We start from the raw sequence: 18979 nt of genomic DNA, 5'->3' as shown, positions 1-18979 counted from the left end.
CGAGAACAAAAAATTATCATTAAAAAAAGTTCTCGATATATTTTTTGTTCCGTTTCTCTACACAAAAAACACTCGAACTGACGATTTTAATAATTACAACTAACGGGTTATTTTAAAAATATTTACTTTTTAAAGTTTTTAATTCCCGACTGCAGCCAACCGTAATATTCCTCAATATCCGGATTGTAAGCAGAAGGCTCAGTAAGATTAGCACTGTTATGATCTACGATTACATAAAAAGGCTGTGCATTGGCTTTATACGTTTTAATTTGAAGATCACTCCATTTATTACCAATCGTTTTGATTTTTTTTCCTGTTGTTTCAGAAACATACTGCTCGCTTTCCGGCAATTCTTTTTTATCATCGACATACAATGAAATCAGCACGATATCATTTTTTAAAACCCCTAAAACTTTTGAATCAGACCAAACCAGCTCTTCCATTTTTCTGCAATTCACGCAGGCATATCCTGTAAAATCCAATAAAACCGGTTTTCCTGCTTTTTTGGCAAATTCCATTCCTGTATCATAATCATGAAACGTAATGATATTGTGCGGGCCAAATTCTGCTCCTTCAGGCAATGTTTCTTTGCTGGCTGTTTCTGTCTTTCCACCGCCAATACCGTTTGGTGATTCACTGTAATGCATGGCAGGAGGAAATCCGCTAATTAGTTTCAAAGGTGCTCCCCAAAGTCCCGGAATCAGGTAAATCACAAAAGTTAAAACGATTAATCCTAAACTCAGTCTTCCTACTGAAATATGCTGTAGCGGAGAATCGTGCGGCAACGTAATTTTTCCGAATAAATAAAGTGCCAAAACGCCAAAAACAGCAATCCAGATAGCAAGAAAAACTTCTCTTTCCAGCCAGTGCAATTGTAAAACCAAATCGGCATTAGATAAAAATTTAAAAGCCAGGGCCAATTCTAAAAATCCTAAAACCACTTTTACGGTATTTAACCAGCCGCCCGACTTTGGCAAAGCATTCAGCCAGCCCGGAAAAGCAGCGAATAGTGAAAAAGGAAGCGCAATGGCAATCGAGAATCCTAACATCCCGACAATTGGAGCGATTCCTCCCTTTGAAGCCGCTTCAACCAACAGCGTCCCTACAATTGGACCTGTACAGGAGAATGACACAATCGCTAACGCCAAAGCCATAAAGAAAATCCCGATCAATCCTCCCCTGTCTGCCTGCGAATCGACTTTGTTTGCCAACGCATTTGGCAGCATAATTTCGAAAGCACCCAAAAATGAAATTGCAAAAACCACCAATAAAACAAAGAAAATCAGGTTGAACCAAACGTTTGTAGAAAGCGCATTCAATGAATCGGCACCAAAAATTGCAGTTACAATCGAACCTAATAAAACATAAATAATTACGATTGAAAATCCGTAAATCAAAGCATTTCTGATTCCGGCAGCTTTGGTTTTACTCTGTTTGGTAAAATAACTTACCGTCATCGGGATCATCGGAAAAACACAAGGCGTCAATAAAGCTGCAAAACCAGATAAAAAAGCAATGATAAAAATGCTTAAAAATCCTTTTGATTCCTGCTTTTTAACCGGATCAGCAACCGCTTTTGAAACTGCTTTTTCTGCTTCGACAATTGTTTTATCTTCTGTAACTGCAGTATCATTTTTAACTACGGCAGACTCTTCGGCTGCAGCCAATTTTGTTACATTCGGAATCTTAAACGCTAATTCTTCCGAAGACGGAGGCAGGCAGTTGCTGTCATCGCAGACCATAAATTCAACTTCGGCAGCGATATTGGAAACCTCATCAGAAGTAAATTTTATCTTTTGTGTAAAAAGCGCTTTGTCTTCAAAATATTTAATTTTCATGTCGAAAATTTTATCCTGAACCTCATGCCCTTTTTCTTCGGTAGTTTTTCCGATTAATTCGAAATTTTTCTTTGGATTTTTAAAACTAAAAGCAGTTCTAGATGGTCCTCCTTCTTCTATATATTGTCCGTATAAATGCCAGCCGGATTGTATTACGGCCTGAGCCTTTAAAACATATTCCTTATCTGAGATTTTCTCTACAGACGTACTCCATTTTACCGGATTGTACATTTGCCCAAACATGCCCGCACTAAGCAGCAGCATGAAGGTTATGATGCTATTTTTCATTGATTTTTTGATATTTTAATACGATTCGTATATTTTTTTAAACACACTTCGACTCCGCTCAGTGCAAGCTAGGATCATAGTTCTCAAATTCTTCAAAGGCATTTCATTTTCCTAAATTCACATAGCTATGTGTGCAAATCCAAATTTATTATTGATCTTCTTTTACAATTAAATCTATGTGCCTGTGTGTTTGTTTTTTTTCTCGCAGATTCAGCAGATTCAGCAGATTTTCACTAACCTTTTATCTGTGTTATTTAAAAAAAAGAGCTGTCCGAAAACAGCTCTTTAGGCCTTTCAACAAAATAATTAACTAACCATGATTTTGTAAAAATGAAAGACTAAGTATAAATTACTTCAAAGGATTACCGTCTTTATCCAGCGAACCAGATTTAATGATAATCATTTTATCTAACTGAATGTATTTTTTAATGGCATCATTCACCTGTTGCAAAGTTACTTTCTCAATATCTTTTGGATATTGATCGATGTAATTTGGCTCTAAACCTCTCTCAACAAAGCCTAAAATAGTTCTTGCCATTCCGTTTGTGGTAGACATTCCAACTTTAAAACTTCCGATTAAATTAGTCTTCTTATTTTCTAATTCTGTTGCAGTAATACCATCTTTTACCCATTTATTCACCTGAACCATAGTCGCATCCAATCCTTTTTGAAATAAAGACGGGTTGAAAGAAGCATTCACCATCCAATATCCTCCAGTGGTAATATTTCCTCCCATTCCTGAAGAAATACTATACGTTAATCCATCATTATCACGGACTGTCTGCATTAAGCGACCTGCAAAACCGGCTCCTAAGGTATAATTTGCAATGTAAAACGGAATATAATCTGCATCGGCTCTTTTTAAACCTGTGTATTGTCCAATGTACAATTCGGCACTTGGTTTTTCAGCAATGGTAATCACTTCTGTTTTTGATGCAGTTTTTACGGCATCTTCAAATTTTAAAATTTCTGAAACACCTCCATTCCAGTTTTTGAATGATTTTTTCAAAGAAGCATTCAAATTGGCTCCTTCTGTATCTCCAACAATTACCAAATGCATCGAAGCAGGACCGAAATATTTTTTATGAAATGCCTTTACTTCTTCTAAAGTTGCATTTTTGATGTTCGCTAAATCTTCTTCGACACTTAGACTGTAATTTGGATTTCCTTTTGGATAAATTGCCTGAGAAAGCGCAATATCACCTCTTTCGCCCGGATCATTCAAATTTTGCTGAACGTTTCCTGTAAACTGCTGTTTCAGATTTTCAAATTCTTTTGTATCAAATAAAGGATTGCGAATTTCTTCTGCCAATAAAGCAATTACCTGATCTAAATCTTTTTTAAGACATTTAAAACCAATATTTATTTTGGTCGTTGAAGCGCTTACATTTAAATTCACGCCTAACTTTTGAAGTTTTTCAGAGAATTTAAATTTATCATTCAGCGTAGTTCCTTTTGACAACATAGAAGCTGCCAAAGATGAAACCATCGGGTTTTTAGTCTCATTAACGAAATTCCCTAACGAAATACTCGCTGCAACAGTCACAAAATCTTTAGCCGAGGTTTTTACCGAAACTACATCAATTCCGGCCACTTTTTCTCTTTTGAAAGCCGAAGCTGTTTTTTCGATTACACTTGCGTCTAAAGCAATTTCTGCCGGATTATTATTTTGTATTGAAATTTCAGAAGAAGTTTCTTCATGCGAATGTCCGTCTTCCGGATGTCTGTAATAAAAAGGACCGTTTTCTGGCATGAAATTATTCGCCTGAGCCGCATCCTGACCTTGTGTTCCACTTTGTTTCGGAATAAAATAGCCTGTTGTACTTTGATCTTCAACCAAATATTGCTGAGCTACACGTAAAATATCCGCCGGTGTTACTTTTTTCAATCGGTCAACTCCCGTTACAAAGTCTGTCCAGTCGCCTGAGGCAATAGCTTCGTTTAATTCAGATGCGATAACACCTGAACCATCACGGGCTAAAATAGTCTGTGCACTGATTTTGGCCACCACACGATTTACCTCATCCTGACTTACACCATCTTTCTGAATTTTGGCTATTACTTCACTTATTTTAGCATCGATATCTTCGTGTTTTGATGTTGTTGGAAAACCAACCCCGATCGTAAAAAGACCAACTTCTTTAAAATTCGTAGCACTCGCATAGGCATAGATTCCCATACCAGTATCCACAAAGGTTTTGTTTAAAATCGCCGAAGGGCCAGCACCGATAATTTCACCTAAAATGTTCAAAGCAGGCAAATCTTTATGCAAAGCTCCCGGAATTTTATACGCTTTATTTACAACACCCAGTTCTCCTGGTTTCGAAACCACAATTTTACGTGCTCCGTATTGCTGTGGCTCTTCGGTATAAGGCTGTGGAAGTGCGTGAGGCGCTTTGGTAATTCCACCGAAATATTTTTCGATCAATTCAAAAACATTTTCCTTTTTGAAATCACCTATTATCGTTAAAGTCGCATTATCCGGCCAGTAATACGTATTGTAGAAATTACGCAAAACCTCTATTGGTGCTTTTTCAATGTCCGATTTCCATCCGATTGTTGAATGATGATACGGATGCGCAATATAAGCCGAAGCCCATATTTCTTTATCCAGTAAACTGTTTGGATCATTTTCGCCACGTTCAAATTCATTACGCACAACAGTCATTTCAGCATCCTTGTCTTCTTTAGTCAATAAAGAATTACGCATTCTGTCGGCTTCAATTTGCAATGCTAATCCAATTTTGTCACTTGGCAATGTTTCAAAATAATTGGTTCGGTCGTACCAGGTTGTAGCATTCAATTGTGCTCCTGTGTTTTGTAAAACGTCGGTAATAGTATTACCATTCTTTTTGTTAAAAGTTGGCGTTCCTTTAAACATTAAATGCTCTAAAAGATGTGTTGATCCTGTGTTTCCTAATACTTCATGTTTAGAACCTACACGATATACGATTTGTACCGTTGCTACCGGCGAAGCATTGTCTTGTAACAGCAAAACATTCATTCCGTTTGGCTGGTACAAATATTCTTCGATTCCGCCTAATTCTTTTATTTTCTTAAAATTATCCGATTTGCCTTGTGCAGAAACAAGCGTGCAGAATGCCAGTGAGCAATAGCCCAGAAAGATGTATTTTTTCATTTGTGTTTGATATTTTTATGAAGAAATTTATAATTCGTTATTTTGTTTTAAACACATAGAAACATCGTTTTTGTAACCGTGAAAAGACGTTTCACTTATTCAAAAAAAACATAGTTATGTTTGAGAAATGTATTTCTCTTTTATATTCTTTTTGAAAAGAAATAAATCTATGTTTCTATGTGTTTAATTTTTTTGAATTATAAGTCAATTTATGATTTACTGAAAATTTCTTTCAGTTTTGACTGAAGTTCAGCTTCTCTAAGGTTTTTAGCTACGATTTTTCCATCAGGACCAACAAGATAATTCGTTGGTACTAATTTTACACCATACAAAACAGCCGCTTCATTTTTCCAGCCTTTAAGATCTGAAACATGTGTCCAGGTTAAACCATCTTTTTCGATTGCTTTTTCCCAAAGGTTCTTTTTATCATCTAATGAAACTCCCAACACATCAAATCCTTTATCATGGTATGTTTTGTATGCCAAAACCACATTTGGATTTTCTTTTCGGCATGGACCGCACCAGCTAGCCCAAAAATCTACTAATACATATTTTCCTTTGTAATCAGATAATTTTACGATTTTTCCGTTTACATCCGTTTGAGAAAATTGTGGAGCTGCAACACCTATAGCCGTTTTATTATTCAGTTCGATTCCTTCTTTTATCTTTTTACCAAAAAATGATTTTTGGATTTCCGGACTTAAAACAGCAAAATATTCTTTTACCTGTTCCGGTGTTCCGTACGTTACCAAACGGTCATCTAAAACCAATGCGCCTGCAACCTGATCTTTATGTGATTTGATAAATGTAAATGTCAGGTTATCTGCCTGAGTCTGCAAATCTTTCCATTTTTTATCCATCATCGCCTGCTGCTCTGCGGTAAGTTTTACTTTTCCGTTTTGGCTTAAGGAATCAGATAACTTATAAAGTGGTCCCGCAACATTTTGAATCTTTTTAAACTCGTTTTTGTAATACGAAGAATAAATAGAATCCTGAATTGCTCCGGACAATTTTGCATTGTAAATAGTGTCTTTATGAGCTGTAAATCCAATAGTTTCATTAGCCAAAACAAAGGCTTTTCCGTATTCCTGACCTTTTAACTTAATGCTGTATCTCAAAGGCTCTTCCACTTTTCCTGTAAAACTAAATTTACCGTCAACGATTTTGGCAGAATCCTTAACTACGGTTTGATCCCCATCCTGGAACTCTAAATAAACCATTCCGTCTTTTTGTCCCGGAATATTTCCGTTAATGGTAAAACCTTCTTCTTTTTTAGAGCAGGAAGTAATTGCAGTTACCAGCGCCAACGCTAATAAACCTGATTTTGAGATTATACTTTTCATGTTGATATTTTTTTATTTGTAAATGCTTTTTGTTTATTTTTTCTCGCAGATTTAGGAGATTCAGCAGATTTTTTAATCTTTCAATATGTGGCTGATTTAAAAAAAATTAAAAACCAGATTAAGATTTCAAAAGTTCTTTTAATTTTTCTTCCAATGCTGCACCTCTTAAGTTATCACTGATGATAACACCTTTGCTATCTACTAAATAAGTTGCCGGAATTGTTTTTACATTAAAAACATTACTCACTTTATTGTCGTCCAAAAGATTGTACCACTGCATATTTTCCTGACCTAATGCTTTTTGCCACGCTTTTTCATCTTTATCGATTGAAATGCTTAAAATCTCAAATCCTTTATCTGAATAGGCAGAATAAGCCGTTTTTAAATTGGGGATTTCTTTACGGCAAGGTGCGCACCATGATGCCCAAAAATCAATTAAAATGTATTTTTTTCCGGCAACAATTTCTTTAACATTGTATGCTTTTCCGTCTTTATCTTTCAATTCAAAATTAGCAACACTTGTTCCTACTAATGACTTCGGATTTATCTCTTTATCTACTAATTGTCCGTAGTAACTTTTTTTAGCTGTTTCAGAAAATTGTGCAAAAACCGGCTTTTGTTCTGGTGTTAGATAACTGTATTGCGTCATCATGAAAAAAGGTCCCCACCAATTTGCTTTGTGTTTAGCGATCAAATTCTCTGAACTCGATTGTACTTTAGCAAAAAAAGCTTTTTCTTTGGCTTCAAACGCTTTCCATTCCGGAGAATTTCCAATAGAATCCATCAATTTTTTATTTCCTGAAGTTCTGGCTTTACCATAAGCATTTGTAACTTCCTCACTTCCTTTATGATATTCTACGTAATCCTTTTCAAGATCAGCTCTAAAAGCCGTTTCTTTTTTAAAATAATCATTGGCTTTTGATCCCACAATTACTTCATTTTTAAAGTCGATTCTTTGATCTTCTTTTTTAGAAACTTCTGCATCAGCTGTTAGTTTTATTTTAGAATTTTCAACTAAAACCGGAATAAATCCTTTGTCTTTTCCAAACACTACATAAAAGAAACGAGGCTCTTTTAACTTTCCTGTAAAAGTAAATTGCCCATCTTTAAGCGTTGTTTCTGCAACTGCCGGTTCAGAAGAATGTGTTGCTCCCGGAACCATTTTTATTACTGTTCCATCTTCAAGACCTTTTATAGTTCCCTGCAAAGTATATGATGCAGGAGGTGTTTTTTTAGTTTGTGCATGGTTGCTAAATGAGAGCATTGATAAACCTATACACAATCCGTATAATTTGTATTTAATTGTGTTCATTTTTTGATTGATATTTTATAAGAAGCTCCCCTTTCGGAATACCTACTCAGGAAGCTTTGGGATTTTTATTATTTTGGTACGTTTTGAGTAATCGTTCCGTTACCCGGATTTCTTGTTGCCCCCTGTGGGAAAGGCATCGTCCATAAATGAGACGTTGATGATAAAGTGTAAGTTGTTCCTGCATTTACTTTTGAAAAACTCACTTTATAAGTGCCCTCTGCGTTTAAACGGCGGGCATCTGCAAAAGGAATAATCGTTAAAATAAGTTCGTTATTTTTAGTTCTAAAAATAGCGTTTAGAGCAGTTGTTTTATCTGTAGTTACAATATCCTGATAAGACGATGGCTGAATACGTGTTTTTCGCACTGTATTTAAAACATCCAACGCCTCACTGATTTGATTGGCACGGGCCAGACATTCTGCTTTAATCAGATATACTTCAACAGTTGTGATTCCGCCGTAATTAAACATTCCCGACAAAGTTCTTCTGTAGTACGTATCTGCACCAACAGTTCTGAGTTCCCAACGTGATCTAAAACGGACATCGCCAGTTTCAAAACGTTGCGCACGCTCTACCGGAATACTATATTCTACAGATAAATAAGTTCTTTCACCATGGCGAAACGTGTAATTTTCAACATAATTATATCCCATTGGAGAGGGTGTATTCGTATAATCATTTGGAATATCAATTACAGCTTTATTCGCAATATAATAAGCATTCCAATCGTATAGTTTATTATTTTCGGCCAAAGCCAGATCAGCGTACTTCAAGGCTTCTGTATAATTACTCATTTGCAGATACACGCGAGAATAAAAAGCATACCCAGCTCCTAAAGTAGGATGCAATGCTGTTTGGCCTACTTTTGGCAGGTAAGGCAAGGCTTCTTTTACATCGTTCGAAATAAAATCATACAGTTCCTGAATGGTTACTTGTCTACTTGGTGCATTGATATCAGCACTTGTAATTAAAGGCACGGATAATTTTGTACCTGCTGTTGAAGCCAAATAGGTATCTGCATAAAAATTAACCAGATTATAATAGGACATGGCACGCAAAATTTTTGCCTGCGCCCAAACGGCTCTTTTTTCTTCCTCAGTCGCCTCAGTTGTTGTTAAAGCATTGGCAATAATTAAATTGAAGGTTGAAATTCCTTTATATTGCATATAATAGGTGCTTTCATCTTCTTGATTTAACTGGATACGATCTGCCGTTTCATCCCACATGTAATTTGCCTTTGTCAAACGCTCAGCTCCAAGAGTAGCTATATCTATAAACTTATCGTTCATCAGGTTTAATGCTTGTGCAACATTTACGCTTTGATTAGCATATTCATCACGAATAAAAGCTTCGTAATCTGATAGTGTCGTTGGGATTTTAGAGCCTTTTGGTGCATCATCCAGATAACTTTCGCAAGAGGCTAAAACCAATCCTAATGCAAAAATGCACAGTATCTTTTTATATATATTTTTCATCATGTAGTCTTTTTAAATTAGAAGTTAATGTTTACACCAAAAACTAAACTTGGAGATTGATAACCATTTAAAAGGTATTTAGCGTCTCTGTTTTTGGCAAAAGTGTAGACATTTTCTGCATTCAGATTGAAACGCACATCTTGTAATTTTACTTTTTCGATAAACACTTTTGGCAATTGGTACGCCAACGAAATATTGCTTAATCTCACATTCGAAGCATCCAGAATATTGATATTCGCATAACGATAAATGTCACGGGAATCTGAAGTAAAATCAGCTTCATATTCGTATACCGCACGAGGTATATTTGTAAAAGCTTCGTCTCCGGGCTGCTGCCAACGGTTTACGATATTTTTATTTACAGTTGTAATATTGCTTACATAACCACCCAGTGCACCATTATAATCATTCTCTAACATTGGTAAAAATGTATTTCTTATTTTATGTCCTAACTCATAAATAAACAATGCCGAAAGTGAGAAATTCTTGTAGCTTACCGCTGTATGAAAAGATCCACTGTGCGTTGGTACAATTGAACCATAATCATGAATGGCATCTAAATCGTACGGATTGAAAATTACTTTATCTCCGGCTGCATTATAGATCTGAGGCAAACCTTTTTCACTTAAACCTGCCCATGCATAACCGTAAATCGTATTGTAGTCATTCCCTACTCTTGGATAAGCATAAGGAACATCTAACAGCAGGTAAGCTGCCGGTGCTTCTACTTTTACGAAATCGACTTTATTTTTATTATAAGCATATAAAACTGAGGCATCCCAGGAGAAAGAAGGTGTTTTGATGATAGTTCCTCTTAAACTGGTTTCGATCCCTTTGTTGGTCATTTCTCCATTATTTATTTTATTAGTATCATAACCAAAACCTTCTGTTGGGATTCCGTTACTGTTTGCTAATAAATCCTGTCCTTTTTTATTGTACAGATCAAAAGTTCCGCTTAATCTGTTACTAAAAAATGAAAAATCTAAACCGATATTGGTTGTCGTTGTTTTTTCCCATGATAATTCAGGATTTGGTCTTGAATTAATATAACCCTGATTTCCTCCAACATTTGGATTAGCATAATAACCTGCCGTTAAATAAGGTGCTGAGTCTTTGGCCACGTTTCCTCCGATACCATACGAAGCACGAAGTTTAAGTGCGTTTATCCATTCAACTGCAAAAAAAGATTCTTTATCAATATTCCAGGCTGCTCCGGTAGACCAGGTTGGCTTATTTTGATATTTATTATCTGTTCCCCAAAGGTTAGAACGGTCCCAGCGTAAACTTCCTGTTACTGAATATTTTCTGTCATAAGTATAACCACCTGTTCCATAAAAAGAGACATAACGGTTTACCAATTCACGATCTCCTGCGAAATCATTAACTCTCATAGATCCTCCAAAAACAGACCCGTACACTTTAAGCAAATCTGCCTGATTTACGGGGGTAAAAGATAAAGTCTGCTCATCCCAGCCGTAACGTGTGTTGTCACCATATTCTACTTTTGCGTGACGTATTTCCATACCTGCAATGGCAGTTACGTCGTGCACTTTATTAAAAGTCTGATCAAAATTTAACTGCTGACGGAAATTGTAAGCATTAGAAAACTGATTCGTTTCTTTTAAAATATCTCCGTAAGGCAAATTATAAACCGCTTTGTTATTAGCAATCGTTGCCAAACCGTTTACTGTAGACCTAACATCAAAAGATTCTTTTTCTCTTATTAAACTGCCACGGTCAACACCATACTCGTACTGAAACATTGCATTGTAAGTAAGTGCTTTACTAAACTTTACATTAAATTTTGCAAAAGTTCTGTTCAGGAAGTTTTGCCCTTCATTTATATTTCGTCCAAATTCTTCCATTGGCGTAATATCCATGTTGTAAAGACCATACGTCTGCATGGACTGCAATGTAAAATTATTGAATCGGGATGCTGCGGTAGAAATAAAATTTGAGCCATCATTATTTACTAATTGACTGTACATCTGAGTTTTAAATCCTGGCACAAAAGCATTGTACGTTTGTGTATTACTTTTGCCGTAATTGATGTAAGTACCTAAATCTAAAGTAAGCCAACTCGTAATTTCTGTTGAGTTTTTCAGGTTTAAACCAATAGACTTATTATCAGAATACTTGTCTTCCAGTTTATTATCTTTATAAGTCAAAGAAGCATTGAAACTGTTCGTTTCAGAAGCTTTCCCTAAACTTACGTTATATTGTGTCATAAATTGACTGCGTTTTGCGTATCTGGCAATATCATCATAATATTTATAACCTTGTCCAGCCAGTGCATTTAAACGGTTATTTGCTTCTGTCTGCGAAATATTTCCAGCATATCCATTTAACTGCGCCTGCATTCCTAAACTTGTAAATACAGCATTATTTAGTAATGATTTTGCATAAACAGCACTGTTTGCTCCTTGCAAATTAGGGTTTTTAGCAGCCCATCCTTTTTCTAAATCAATTATATCTGCTGAACTGGTTAGGTTTCCGGTATAATTTCGATAAGGAGTAATGGTTAAATTACTTGAAAAAGAAATATTTGTTTTTCCGGCTTTTGCTTTTTTGGTGGTAATTACAACTACACCATTTGCTGCACGCGCACCGTAAATAGAAGATGCTGCTGCATCTTTAAGAACAGTAATACTTTCAACATCCTCTAAGTTTAAGTTAGGAAGATTTTCCTCTATACTAAAATAAGGAGTGAATTTTGTATTTTCTATCGGAAAACCGTCAATTACATATAATGGAGTTGTTAACCCATTCATAGTCGTAGTCCCACGGATTTTACCATCCTGATATCCAACAATACGTCCTTCTAATATTTTATCTAAACTGCTTAAACGCTGTTCCTGAAAATCTTTTGCTTTTAAATTAGAGAAAGATCCTGTTGACTGCTCTGCTTTAATATTCTGATATCCGGTTGTTAATACCACCTCACCTAATTCCTGAATATCTTCCTTCAATACCACATTGATAACACTTCTTCCTTCCACTTTTATTTCCTGTCTAACGTATCCTAAATAAGCAAAAGCCAAAGTAGTTTCGCTGTTTACAGTAATAATCTGATAGTCTCCGTTAAAATCGGTTTGTACACCTCTTCCTGAACCATTGTCAGAAATGGCAGCACCTACTAAAGGCATCCCTTTCTCATCGGTTACCCTTCCTTTTACGATAAAATCCTGTACAAGTACTTCTTTTACTGCAGCTACAGGTTTTTCAACAGGTGCTTTTTTTGGTGTCAAAACAATATGGGATCCACTCACTTTGAAATCAGTACCTGAATTTTTAAAAATCGTATTCAATATCGTTTCAATAGATGCATTAGTTAAGTTAACATCTATTTTGCGGTCTAAATCAACCGATCTTACGTTATATACAAATCTGTAATCACTGGTGTACTCAAGCTTTTCAATTGCTTTTCCAACAGTCATATTGCTGGCACTGAAAGAAAGTCTGGCCTTTTGAGAATAGGTCACACCCGCTTGCATAACAGACAAGGTGGTTAGTAATAATAATGTCGTCAGTTTCATTTTTAAATCAAATTTCAAAAAAGGCTTGTCGAACCTGATTTTGTTCAATAGTTTTTTCATACTTTTAAAATGTTTTTTAGTGTAATTGGTTATTTAACTGATTGCATTCATACAACCGGGAAATGTTGGCGCATTTTCCGGTTTTTTATAAACAGCAATCCTTATTTTGGACTTTTGTTACATAGGCATTTAATTTATTTTAGATTGTTGATTTTAGATTTTTCAATCTTGTCTCTTTATTTATTCTCTTTATTCTCTATTTAATCGTAATTTTATCTCTGTTAATAGTATAATCTATTGCGTAACTGTCGCTAAAGTATTTCAGCACCACTTCAATTGGCTCATTATCAAAACGGGCATTAAAAATTTCTTTTCCAAGCATTTTATTCCTGTTAATGAAAGTCACATTATAGCGACGTTCCAATTTTTTGATAATATCACTAAATGAAGCATTTTTAAATACTAAACTTCCTTTTACCCAGGCTGTATAATAATCTGTATTTACTTCTTCTGTCGTAATTGCAAACTGTCCTTTTGTATTTGAACCTTTTGAACCCGGTTTTAAATACACCTGATTTTCATTTGTTCTCTGACCTTTATAAAGCGAAACTTTACCCTCGACCAGCACAATATCAGTGCTACTATTATCCCTGTACGCATCTGCATTAAACCTGGTTCCCAAAACCTCAACACTTACTTCCTGTGTCTTTACCGTAAACGGATGCGCCTTGTCTTTGGCAACATCAAAAAAAGCTTCACCTGCCAATTGTACCATTCTTCCCTGATTTTTTAAAAACTGTACCGGATATGTCAATTGAGTTCCGGCATTCAGATGTACAAGGGTTCCGTCTGATAGCTGTACTTCAAATTTTTTACCGTACGGAATTTTAATGGTATTGTAAACCAATTTCCCTTCAGCATACGCTTTATTGTACACCAGCCTGTTTTTTTCCTGTCTTCCAATTATGTTGCCATCTTTATCGGTTAGGTTTCGGGTGTCAGCGGTATCAATTTCCTCTTCCGAATTGTTATCTAATTGCAATACAATTTCATCCTGCCTCGGAATAATAACATTTTGTTTCTCATTTGATACATTCGAATTTTTATAAAAATAAAATCCGCCTAAAGCAACCACCAAAATCGCAGCATATTTATAATAAGAAGAAAACCTTCTTTTATAAAAAACATTATTTTCTTTCTGAATCCTTTCTGATAGCTGTCTTCTAACCTCAGCAGAATCAAAACTATTCACAGCGGTATCAATTGCGTAATTTGTCTTTACAAATTCCCTGAACTCAATTTGGTTTCCCTCATCCTTTAACCACTCCGTCAGCATTTCAATCTCATCCTGACTGGCCTGATTTGTGATAAATTTCACCATTAATTCTTCTGACTTTTTTACTGTCATATTATCTTTTTTTAATATTATTACGAAGCCAAAAAGAAAAACCCTAACAATTTGATAAAGTTTTTTTGATTTTGCTGATTTTTTTATTTTTCACAAGTCTTTTCTTTCAATAAATTCTACTAATTCGATAGAATTAAATACATAAATACTCTATCTTTGCAATTTTATGGTTTTTTTATTTGTAATAAAATTCAAATAGAAAATCTAAATAAGCGCCAATTTTAAAGAATTATACCTGCTGATTTAAGTCTTAAAATTTTAAATTTATATATTTGTTACTATGAAAACCGATGATTACAACGATAACAACACCCTAATTGAGTCTCTAAAAAATGGAGATGAAGGTGCCTATACTTATCTCATCGATACTTACCATCATAAACTTTGTGTTTATGCCAACAGCCTTGTCAAAAATATTTACAGTGCCGAAGACATCGTTCAAAATGTCTTTATAAAAGTTTGGGAGCAAAGAGCCCGTTTAAAAACCGATCATGCCATCAAAAGTTTTCTTTATAAATTAGTTTATAATGAATTCATCGATTTGTACCGAAAAAATCAATCCTTGTTTTCTCTCGAAAAAACCTATCATGATGCCTTAAATTCGGTTGTTGCTGAAGATGACTCTGAATCTTTTCAACGCGTATTAAAGGTAGTAAATAAAGAGATAGAAAGTTTACCTCCTAAGTGCAAGGAAGTTTTTATTTTAAGCAAAAAAGAAGGTCTGACCAATATCGAAATTGCGGAACATCTGGAGGTATCCATTAAAACCGTTGAGGCTCAAATTACCAAAGCCTTTTCAATTCTGCGTTCTTCGCTTGAAGAAAGGGTAAAAAGTGCCTTGTTTTTATTATTCGGAAAAAGAAAAAAATGGGGCATTAATTAGACCTTTTAAATTTCATTAACGAATATCTTTCTTGTTTTAAAAAAATTAAACACAACTTTGCAAAATTTCCAAATTAAGATCCTTACATTTGCAACTTAGTTGCGTTACTGTGACTGAAATTCCCAAACCAAGAATGAATAAAAAGAAATTCGTCATAATTAATCTTTTAATGTCTGTAACGGTATTGTTCGCAATGCTTTTTCAGACGGTTCACTCTTACGAGCATATTTATACGCAAATTCATGAGAAACATTGCGACCATAAATACACTCCGGGTCAAAAGCAAATCACCCACAGCCATGATGTAGAGAATAATTGTTCTATATGTCATTTTGGATTTAGCACATTTATTCCCAACACATTTTCTACTTATACCTTTCATAAAACACACATTCCTACTGTACAGGAATTCGCTTACAACCTAATAACTGCAGCGTTTTTCAAGGGCAGTCTTTTTTCTTTAAGAGCACCTCCTGCTCTGGCTTAGTTTACTATATTACTTTAAAAAGAATCATTCATTTGCTTTTAACAGAAAGTGAAGAACACTCCTATTCGTACGTCTTTTTCTAACGGAAACTTTTCCGCTGAAATTATATTACGCCTTTTTTTTAAAATATTACATCGTAAACTCCTTCCTTATTCCGACAATACGATTTGGTTCAAAAGCGCCTTGGTGTTTTTGTGGATCAAATCATTCCATATTCATAATTCCAAACAAATATAAAAGATGCTTACCGCAGAAAACCTGACTAAAAAATACGGCGATCAAATTGCTTTGAATGCTTTGAATTTAACCATTAAACAAGGAGAAATTTTTGCGCTGTTGGGACAAAATGGTGCCGGAAAAACGACTACCATAAATTTGTTTCTGGGTTTTATAAAACCAACCCATGGCGAAATTAAAATCAACAATATTTCGGTAGTTACCGATGCAGATAAGACCAAAAAAGATGTGGCATACATTCCTGAAACGGTAATGTTATACCCAAATCTTACTGGACTGGAAAACCTGAAATTCTTTTCGTCCCTTGCCGGATTTAAATATTCAACCGGAGAACTGACTTATTTTTTAACCAAAGCCGGTTTGCAAATTACGGCTCATGACCAAAATCTGGGCGGTTACTCAAAAGGAATGCGCCAAAAAGTGGGTATTGCAATTGCTATAGCCAAAAGAGCAAAAGTGTTATTGTTAGACGAACCTACGAGCGGTTTAGACCCGAAAGCTTCCAACGAATTCTCTCAAATCCTGAAAGAACTTTCGGCAGACGGAACGGCTATTTTGATGGCTACACACGATATTTTCAGAGCCAGAGAAGTCGCCACACACATCGGAATTATGAAACAAGGCAATCTGGTGACGATTATTGAAGCCGAAAAAATATCAGCAAACGAATTGGAAGATTTGTATTTACAAACTGTTTAAAAAGGAAGAATTTCCATCTACATAAAAAATGAAACATATATTTATAGTACTGTTTTTTGTCTTTAGCTCTGCTTACTTAAAAGCGCAGACAAATACAAAAAGTAACGACAGTATCGCTAAGGATTCCATTAAAACGGAAGCCAAATTAAACGAACTCCAAGCCGTAGAAATCATAGGCCGTTCTTCCCGAAAATACAACAGCGATTATTCTTTTGGCGCAACAAAAACGGCTTCGCTTAACAAAGACATTCCACAATCAATTTCTACGGTTACCAAAGAATTAATTGCAGACAAAGCCGCAATTTATCTGGCCGATGCGGTAAAAATGACAAGCGGTGTGATTCCGGCAAGTTATTACAATCAATACACCATCAGAGGGATCAGCCAGAACGAAGAGGGACAAATCATCAACGGAATGCGTACCCGCCAATATTATTTCCTGCAGCCGCTTACCAGTAATATTGAGCGTGTCGAAGTAATTAAAGGCCCGTCGAGCGCCACTTTCTCATCTGTAGATCCGGGCGGAAGTATAAATTTAGTTACCAAAAAACCTTTGGCAACTGACCGAAAAGAAATAAGCCTGAGTGCCGGAAGCTTTAGCACATTCAGAGGAACGCTGGATTTTACCGGCCCTTTAAATGAATCAAAAACATTATTGTATCGTGTAAATGCAGCGTATCAGGAAGCAAAATCGTTTCGTGATTTAGTGGGCAATAAATCGTATTTGTTCTCCCCGTCTTTCAGTTATATTCCGAATGAAAAAACGGCTGTCAATACCGAATTGATTTTGAGCGACATGACAGGAATTCTGGATCGCGGGCAGCCTATATTTGGAGCTGTTGCCGGTGTTACAAGTCTGAACAAAACACCAATAAGCCTGAATTTAGGTGCGCCAAGTGATTTTTTTAAATCGAAAGAAATGATTTTCACTACCAATTTCTCTCATAAATTCACTTCAAAAATTGGTTTTAATGCCTCTTACATGAAACAATCCTGGAGAGAAGATTTGCAGGAACACCGAACCACAAACGGATTTGCCGTAGACATGAACAACCAGCCTGTAACAAGCCTTGCGATGATGCAGTTTGTACAGCGCCAGCAATACTGGAATGTGGACAACTTAACCGCCTTTTTAAATTTCGATTTCAAAACCGGAAAACTGCATCATAAACTACTAACGGGTTACGATTTAAGCAGCTGGAACAAAACAAAAGGCGGCGGACAAAACGCAGCCAGAGGTTACCTGTTGAAAGACGGAACTGTTGCAAGCACTTTTGTACCCGCAAATGCATCAAATTATCAAACTACTACAATTGACGGCGTTGTTTTCCCAAAACCAAATGTGAATTATTTTAATTTAAATAATCCGACTTATACTGTAAGAAGCCCTGATGATTATACTTTGAATGTCAGAACAGCATTACCATCGGCTTTAACCACTACGAATGCTATTTATATTCAGGACCAGATTCAATGGGACAAGTTTACGTTTCTTTTGGGATTACGAAACGAATGGTTTGAAGACATCACCAATTACGAGACGAATAACGAATTAACCGTTAAGAAATCGGCTTTACTGCCTCGTGTGGGAATTACGTATGCAGTTAATACCGCTATCAATGTTTATACGACTTATCTCGAAGGATATCAGCCACAATCGAACACTGTTACGTTGATGCCACAAACAGGAAGTTTACCAGGTGGAAGTTTGTTTGATCCACTCGAAAGCAATTTGAAAGAAGCAGGTTTAAAAGCGACTTTTTTAAACAATTCAATGAGTTTTAACGCAGCTGTTTACGAAATAAACCAACGCAATATCCTGATGAATGCCAACGATCCTGTAAATCCTGATTTACTGGTAACCAGAGGTTCTGAGCGCAGCCGTGGTTTCGAATGTGATTTGGCCGGATACATCACCCCGGACTGGCAAATCAATGCTTCGTACAGTTATATCGATGCCAAAATTACCAACGATCGCAATGCTTCCTTAATTGGCGCCAGAAAACAAAACACGCCAAAAAACAGCGCCAACTTATGGACCCGTTACAATTTCAAATCCGATTCTGCTTTGGATAATTTCGGAGTTGGTTTTGGAATGCAGTATCAAAGCAGCAAAATTCCATGGTTTACAAGAGATTTTACACTTCCTGATTTTACCATTTTTGATGCCGCTGTCTATTATAAACCAGAGAAAAGCAACATTCAGGTTGCTGTAAATGCAGGAAACATTTTCAACAAAACCTATTGGCTGGGCGCTCAGAATTATTTGAGATTATTTCCCGGAGCCCCAAGAAATGCTACGCTTACCGTAACTTATAAATTTTAATCTGTAGT

Annotated in this window: 11 protein-coding genes; 4 read left to right on the top strand and 7 right to left on the bottom strand. The window is 35.8% G+C overall.

All coding sequences use genetic code 11. The features are described 5' to 3' along the window. Nucleotides 1-122: 122 nt before the first annotated feature. From FLV_RS01005 to FLV_RS00975, 7 genes are all read right to left on the bottom strand, one after another. Entirely contained in the window at nucleotides 123-2126 is a 2004-nt protein-coding gene (locus FLV_RS01005) for a protein-disulfide reductase DsbD family protein (RefSeq protein WP_243230154.1), read from the bottom strand. 349 nt (nucleotides 2127-2475) lie between these two features. Then, nucleotides 2476-5265 (bottom strand): M16 family metallopeptidase, encoded by a 2790-nt coding sequence (locus FLV_RS01000; protein WP_243230153.1) that lies wholly within the window; start codon nucleotides 5263-5265, stop codon nucleotides 2476-2478. A 209-nt stretch (nucleotides 5266-5474) separates the two neighbouring features. After that, nucleotides 5475-6608, bottom strand: a complete 1134-nt coding sequence (locus FLV_RS00995; protein WP_243230152.1) for a TlpA disulfide reductase family protein — start codon at nucleotides 6606-6608, stop codon at nucleotides 5475-5477. A gap of 118 nt (nucleotides 6609-6726) precedes the next feature. Then, complete coding sequence (locus tag FLV_RS00990) at nucleotides 6727-7920, bottom strand: TlpA disulfide reductase family protein (protein WP_243230151.1); 1194 nt, start codon at nucleotides 7918-7920, stop codon at nucleotides 6727-6729. Between the two features lie 68 nt (nucleotides 7921-7988). After that, nucleotides 7989-9398 carry a RagB/SusD family nutrient uptake outer membrane protein gene (locus FLV_RS00985; protein WP_243230150.1) on the bottom strand — a complete coding sequence of 470 codons (1410 nt, stop codon included), beginning with the start codon at nucleotides 9396-9398 and terminating at the stop codon, nucleotides 7989-7991. A 14-nt stretch (nucleotides 9399-9412) separates the two neighbouring features. Beyond that, on the bottom strand, nucleotides 9413-12991 hold the full coding sequence (locus FLV_RS00980) for a SusC/RagA family TonB-linked outer membrane protein (RefSeq protein ID WP_243230149.1): 3579 nt from the start codon (nucleotides 12989-12991) through the stop codon (nucleotides 9413-9415). A gap of 196 nt (nucleotides 12992-13187) precedes the next feature. After that, nucleotides 13188-14339, bottom strand: coding sequence for a FecR family protein (locus FLV_RS00975; protein WP_243230148.1), 1152 nt, complete (start codon nucleotides 14337-14339; stop codon nucleotides 13188-13190). Nucleotides 14340-14619: 280 nt separating this feature from the next. Here FLV_RS00975 and FLV_RS00970 point away from each other — a divergent pair, with 280 nt between their 5' ends. The 4 genes from FLV_RS00970 (at nucleotide 14620) to FLV_RS00955 (ending at nucleotide 18971) form a co-directional block, all read left to right on the top strand. Then, on the top strand, nucleotides 14620-15222 hold the full coding sequence (locus FLV_RS00970) for an RNA polymerase sigma factor (RefSeq protein WP_243230146.1): 603 nt from the start codon (nucleotides 14620-14622) through the stop codon (nucleotides 15220-15222). A gap of 133 nt (nucleotides 15223-15355) precedes the next feature. Beyond that, nucleotides 15356-15709 carry a hypothetical protein gene (locus FLV_RS00965; protein ID WP_243230144.1) on the top strand — a complete coding sequence of 118 codons (354 nt, stop codon included), beginning with the start codon at nucleotides 15356-15358 and terminating at the stop codon, nucleotides 15707-15709. 240 nt (nucleotides 15710-15949) lie between these two features. Then, nucleotides 15950-16645 carry an ABC transporter ATP-binding protein gene (locus FLV_RS00960; protein ID WP_243230142.1) on the top strand — a complete coding sequence of 232 codons (696 nt, stop codon included), beginning with the start codon at nucleotides 15950-15952 and terminating at the stop codon, nucleotides 16643-16645. A gap of 28 nt (nucleotides 16646-16673) precedes the next feature. Next, a complete protein-coding gene (locus tag FLV_RS00955; protein ID WP_243230140.1) occupies nucleotides 16674-18971 on the top strand; it encodes a TonB-dependent siderophore receptor in 2298 nt (765 codons plus the stop codon). Nucleotides 18972-18979 lie beyond the last annotated feature (8 nt).

It is taken from the genome of Flavobacterium pectinovorum, from assembly GCF_022802975.1.
In the GTDB taxonomy this organism is placed as follows: domain Bacteria; phylum Bacteroidota; class Bacteroidia; order Flavobacteriales; family Flavobacteriaceae; genus Flavobacterium; species Flavobacterium pectinovorum_B.
This window is presented reverse-complemented; position numbering and strand designations above follow the sequence as displayed.

Coding starts and splice junctions, on each gene's coding strand:
- FLV_RS01005 (WP_243230154.1), bottom strand. CDS start 2,126: ATGAAAAATAGCATCATAACCTTCATGCTGCTGCTTAGTGCGGGCATG.
- FLV_RS01000 (WP_243230153.1), bottom strand. CDS start 5,265: ATGAAAAAATACATCTTTCTGGGCTATTGCTCACTGGCATTCTGCACG.
- FLV_RS00995 (WP_243230152.1), bottom strand. CDS start 6,608: ATGAAAAGTATAATCTCAAAATCAGGTTTATTAGCGTTGGCGCTGGTA.
- FLV_RS00990 (WP_243230151.1), bottom strand. CDS start 7,920: ATGAACACAATTAAATACAAATTATACGGATTGTGTATAGGTTTATCA.
- FLV_RS00985 (WP_243230150.1), bottom strand. CDS start 9,398: ATGATGAAAAATATATATAAAAAGATACTGTGCATTTTTGCATTAGGA.
- FLV_RS00980 (WP_243230149.1), bottom strand. CDS start 12,991: ATGAAAAAACTATTGAACAAAATCAGGTTCGACAAGCCTTTTTTGAAA.
- FLV_RS00975 (WP_243230148.1), bottom strand. CDS start 14,339: ATGACAGTAAAAAAGTCAGAAGAATTAATGGTGAAATTTATCACAAAT.
- FLV_RS00970 (WP_243230146.1), top strand. CDS start 14,620: ATGAAAACCGATGATTACAACGATAACAACACCCTAATTGAGTCTCTA.
- FLV_RS00965 (WP_243230144.1), top strand. CDS start 15,356: ATGAATAAAAAGAAATTCGTCATAATTAATCTTTTAATGTCTGTAACG.
- FLV_RS00960 (WP_243230142.1), top strand. CDS start 15,950: ATGCTTACCGCAGAAAACCTGACTAAAAAATACGGCGATCAAATTGCT.
- FLV_RS00955 (WP_243230140.1), top strand. CDS start 16,674: ATGAAACATATATTTATAGTACTGTTTTTTGTCTTTAGCTCTGCTTAC.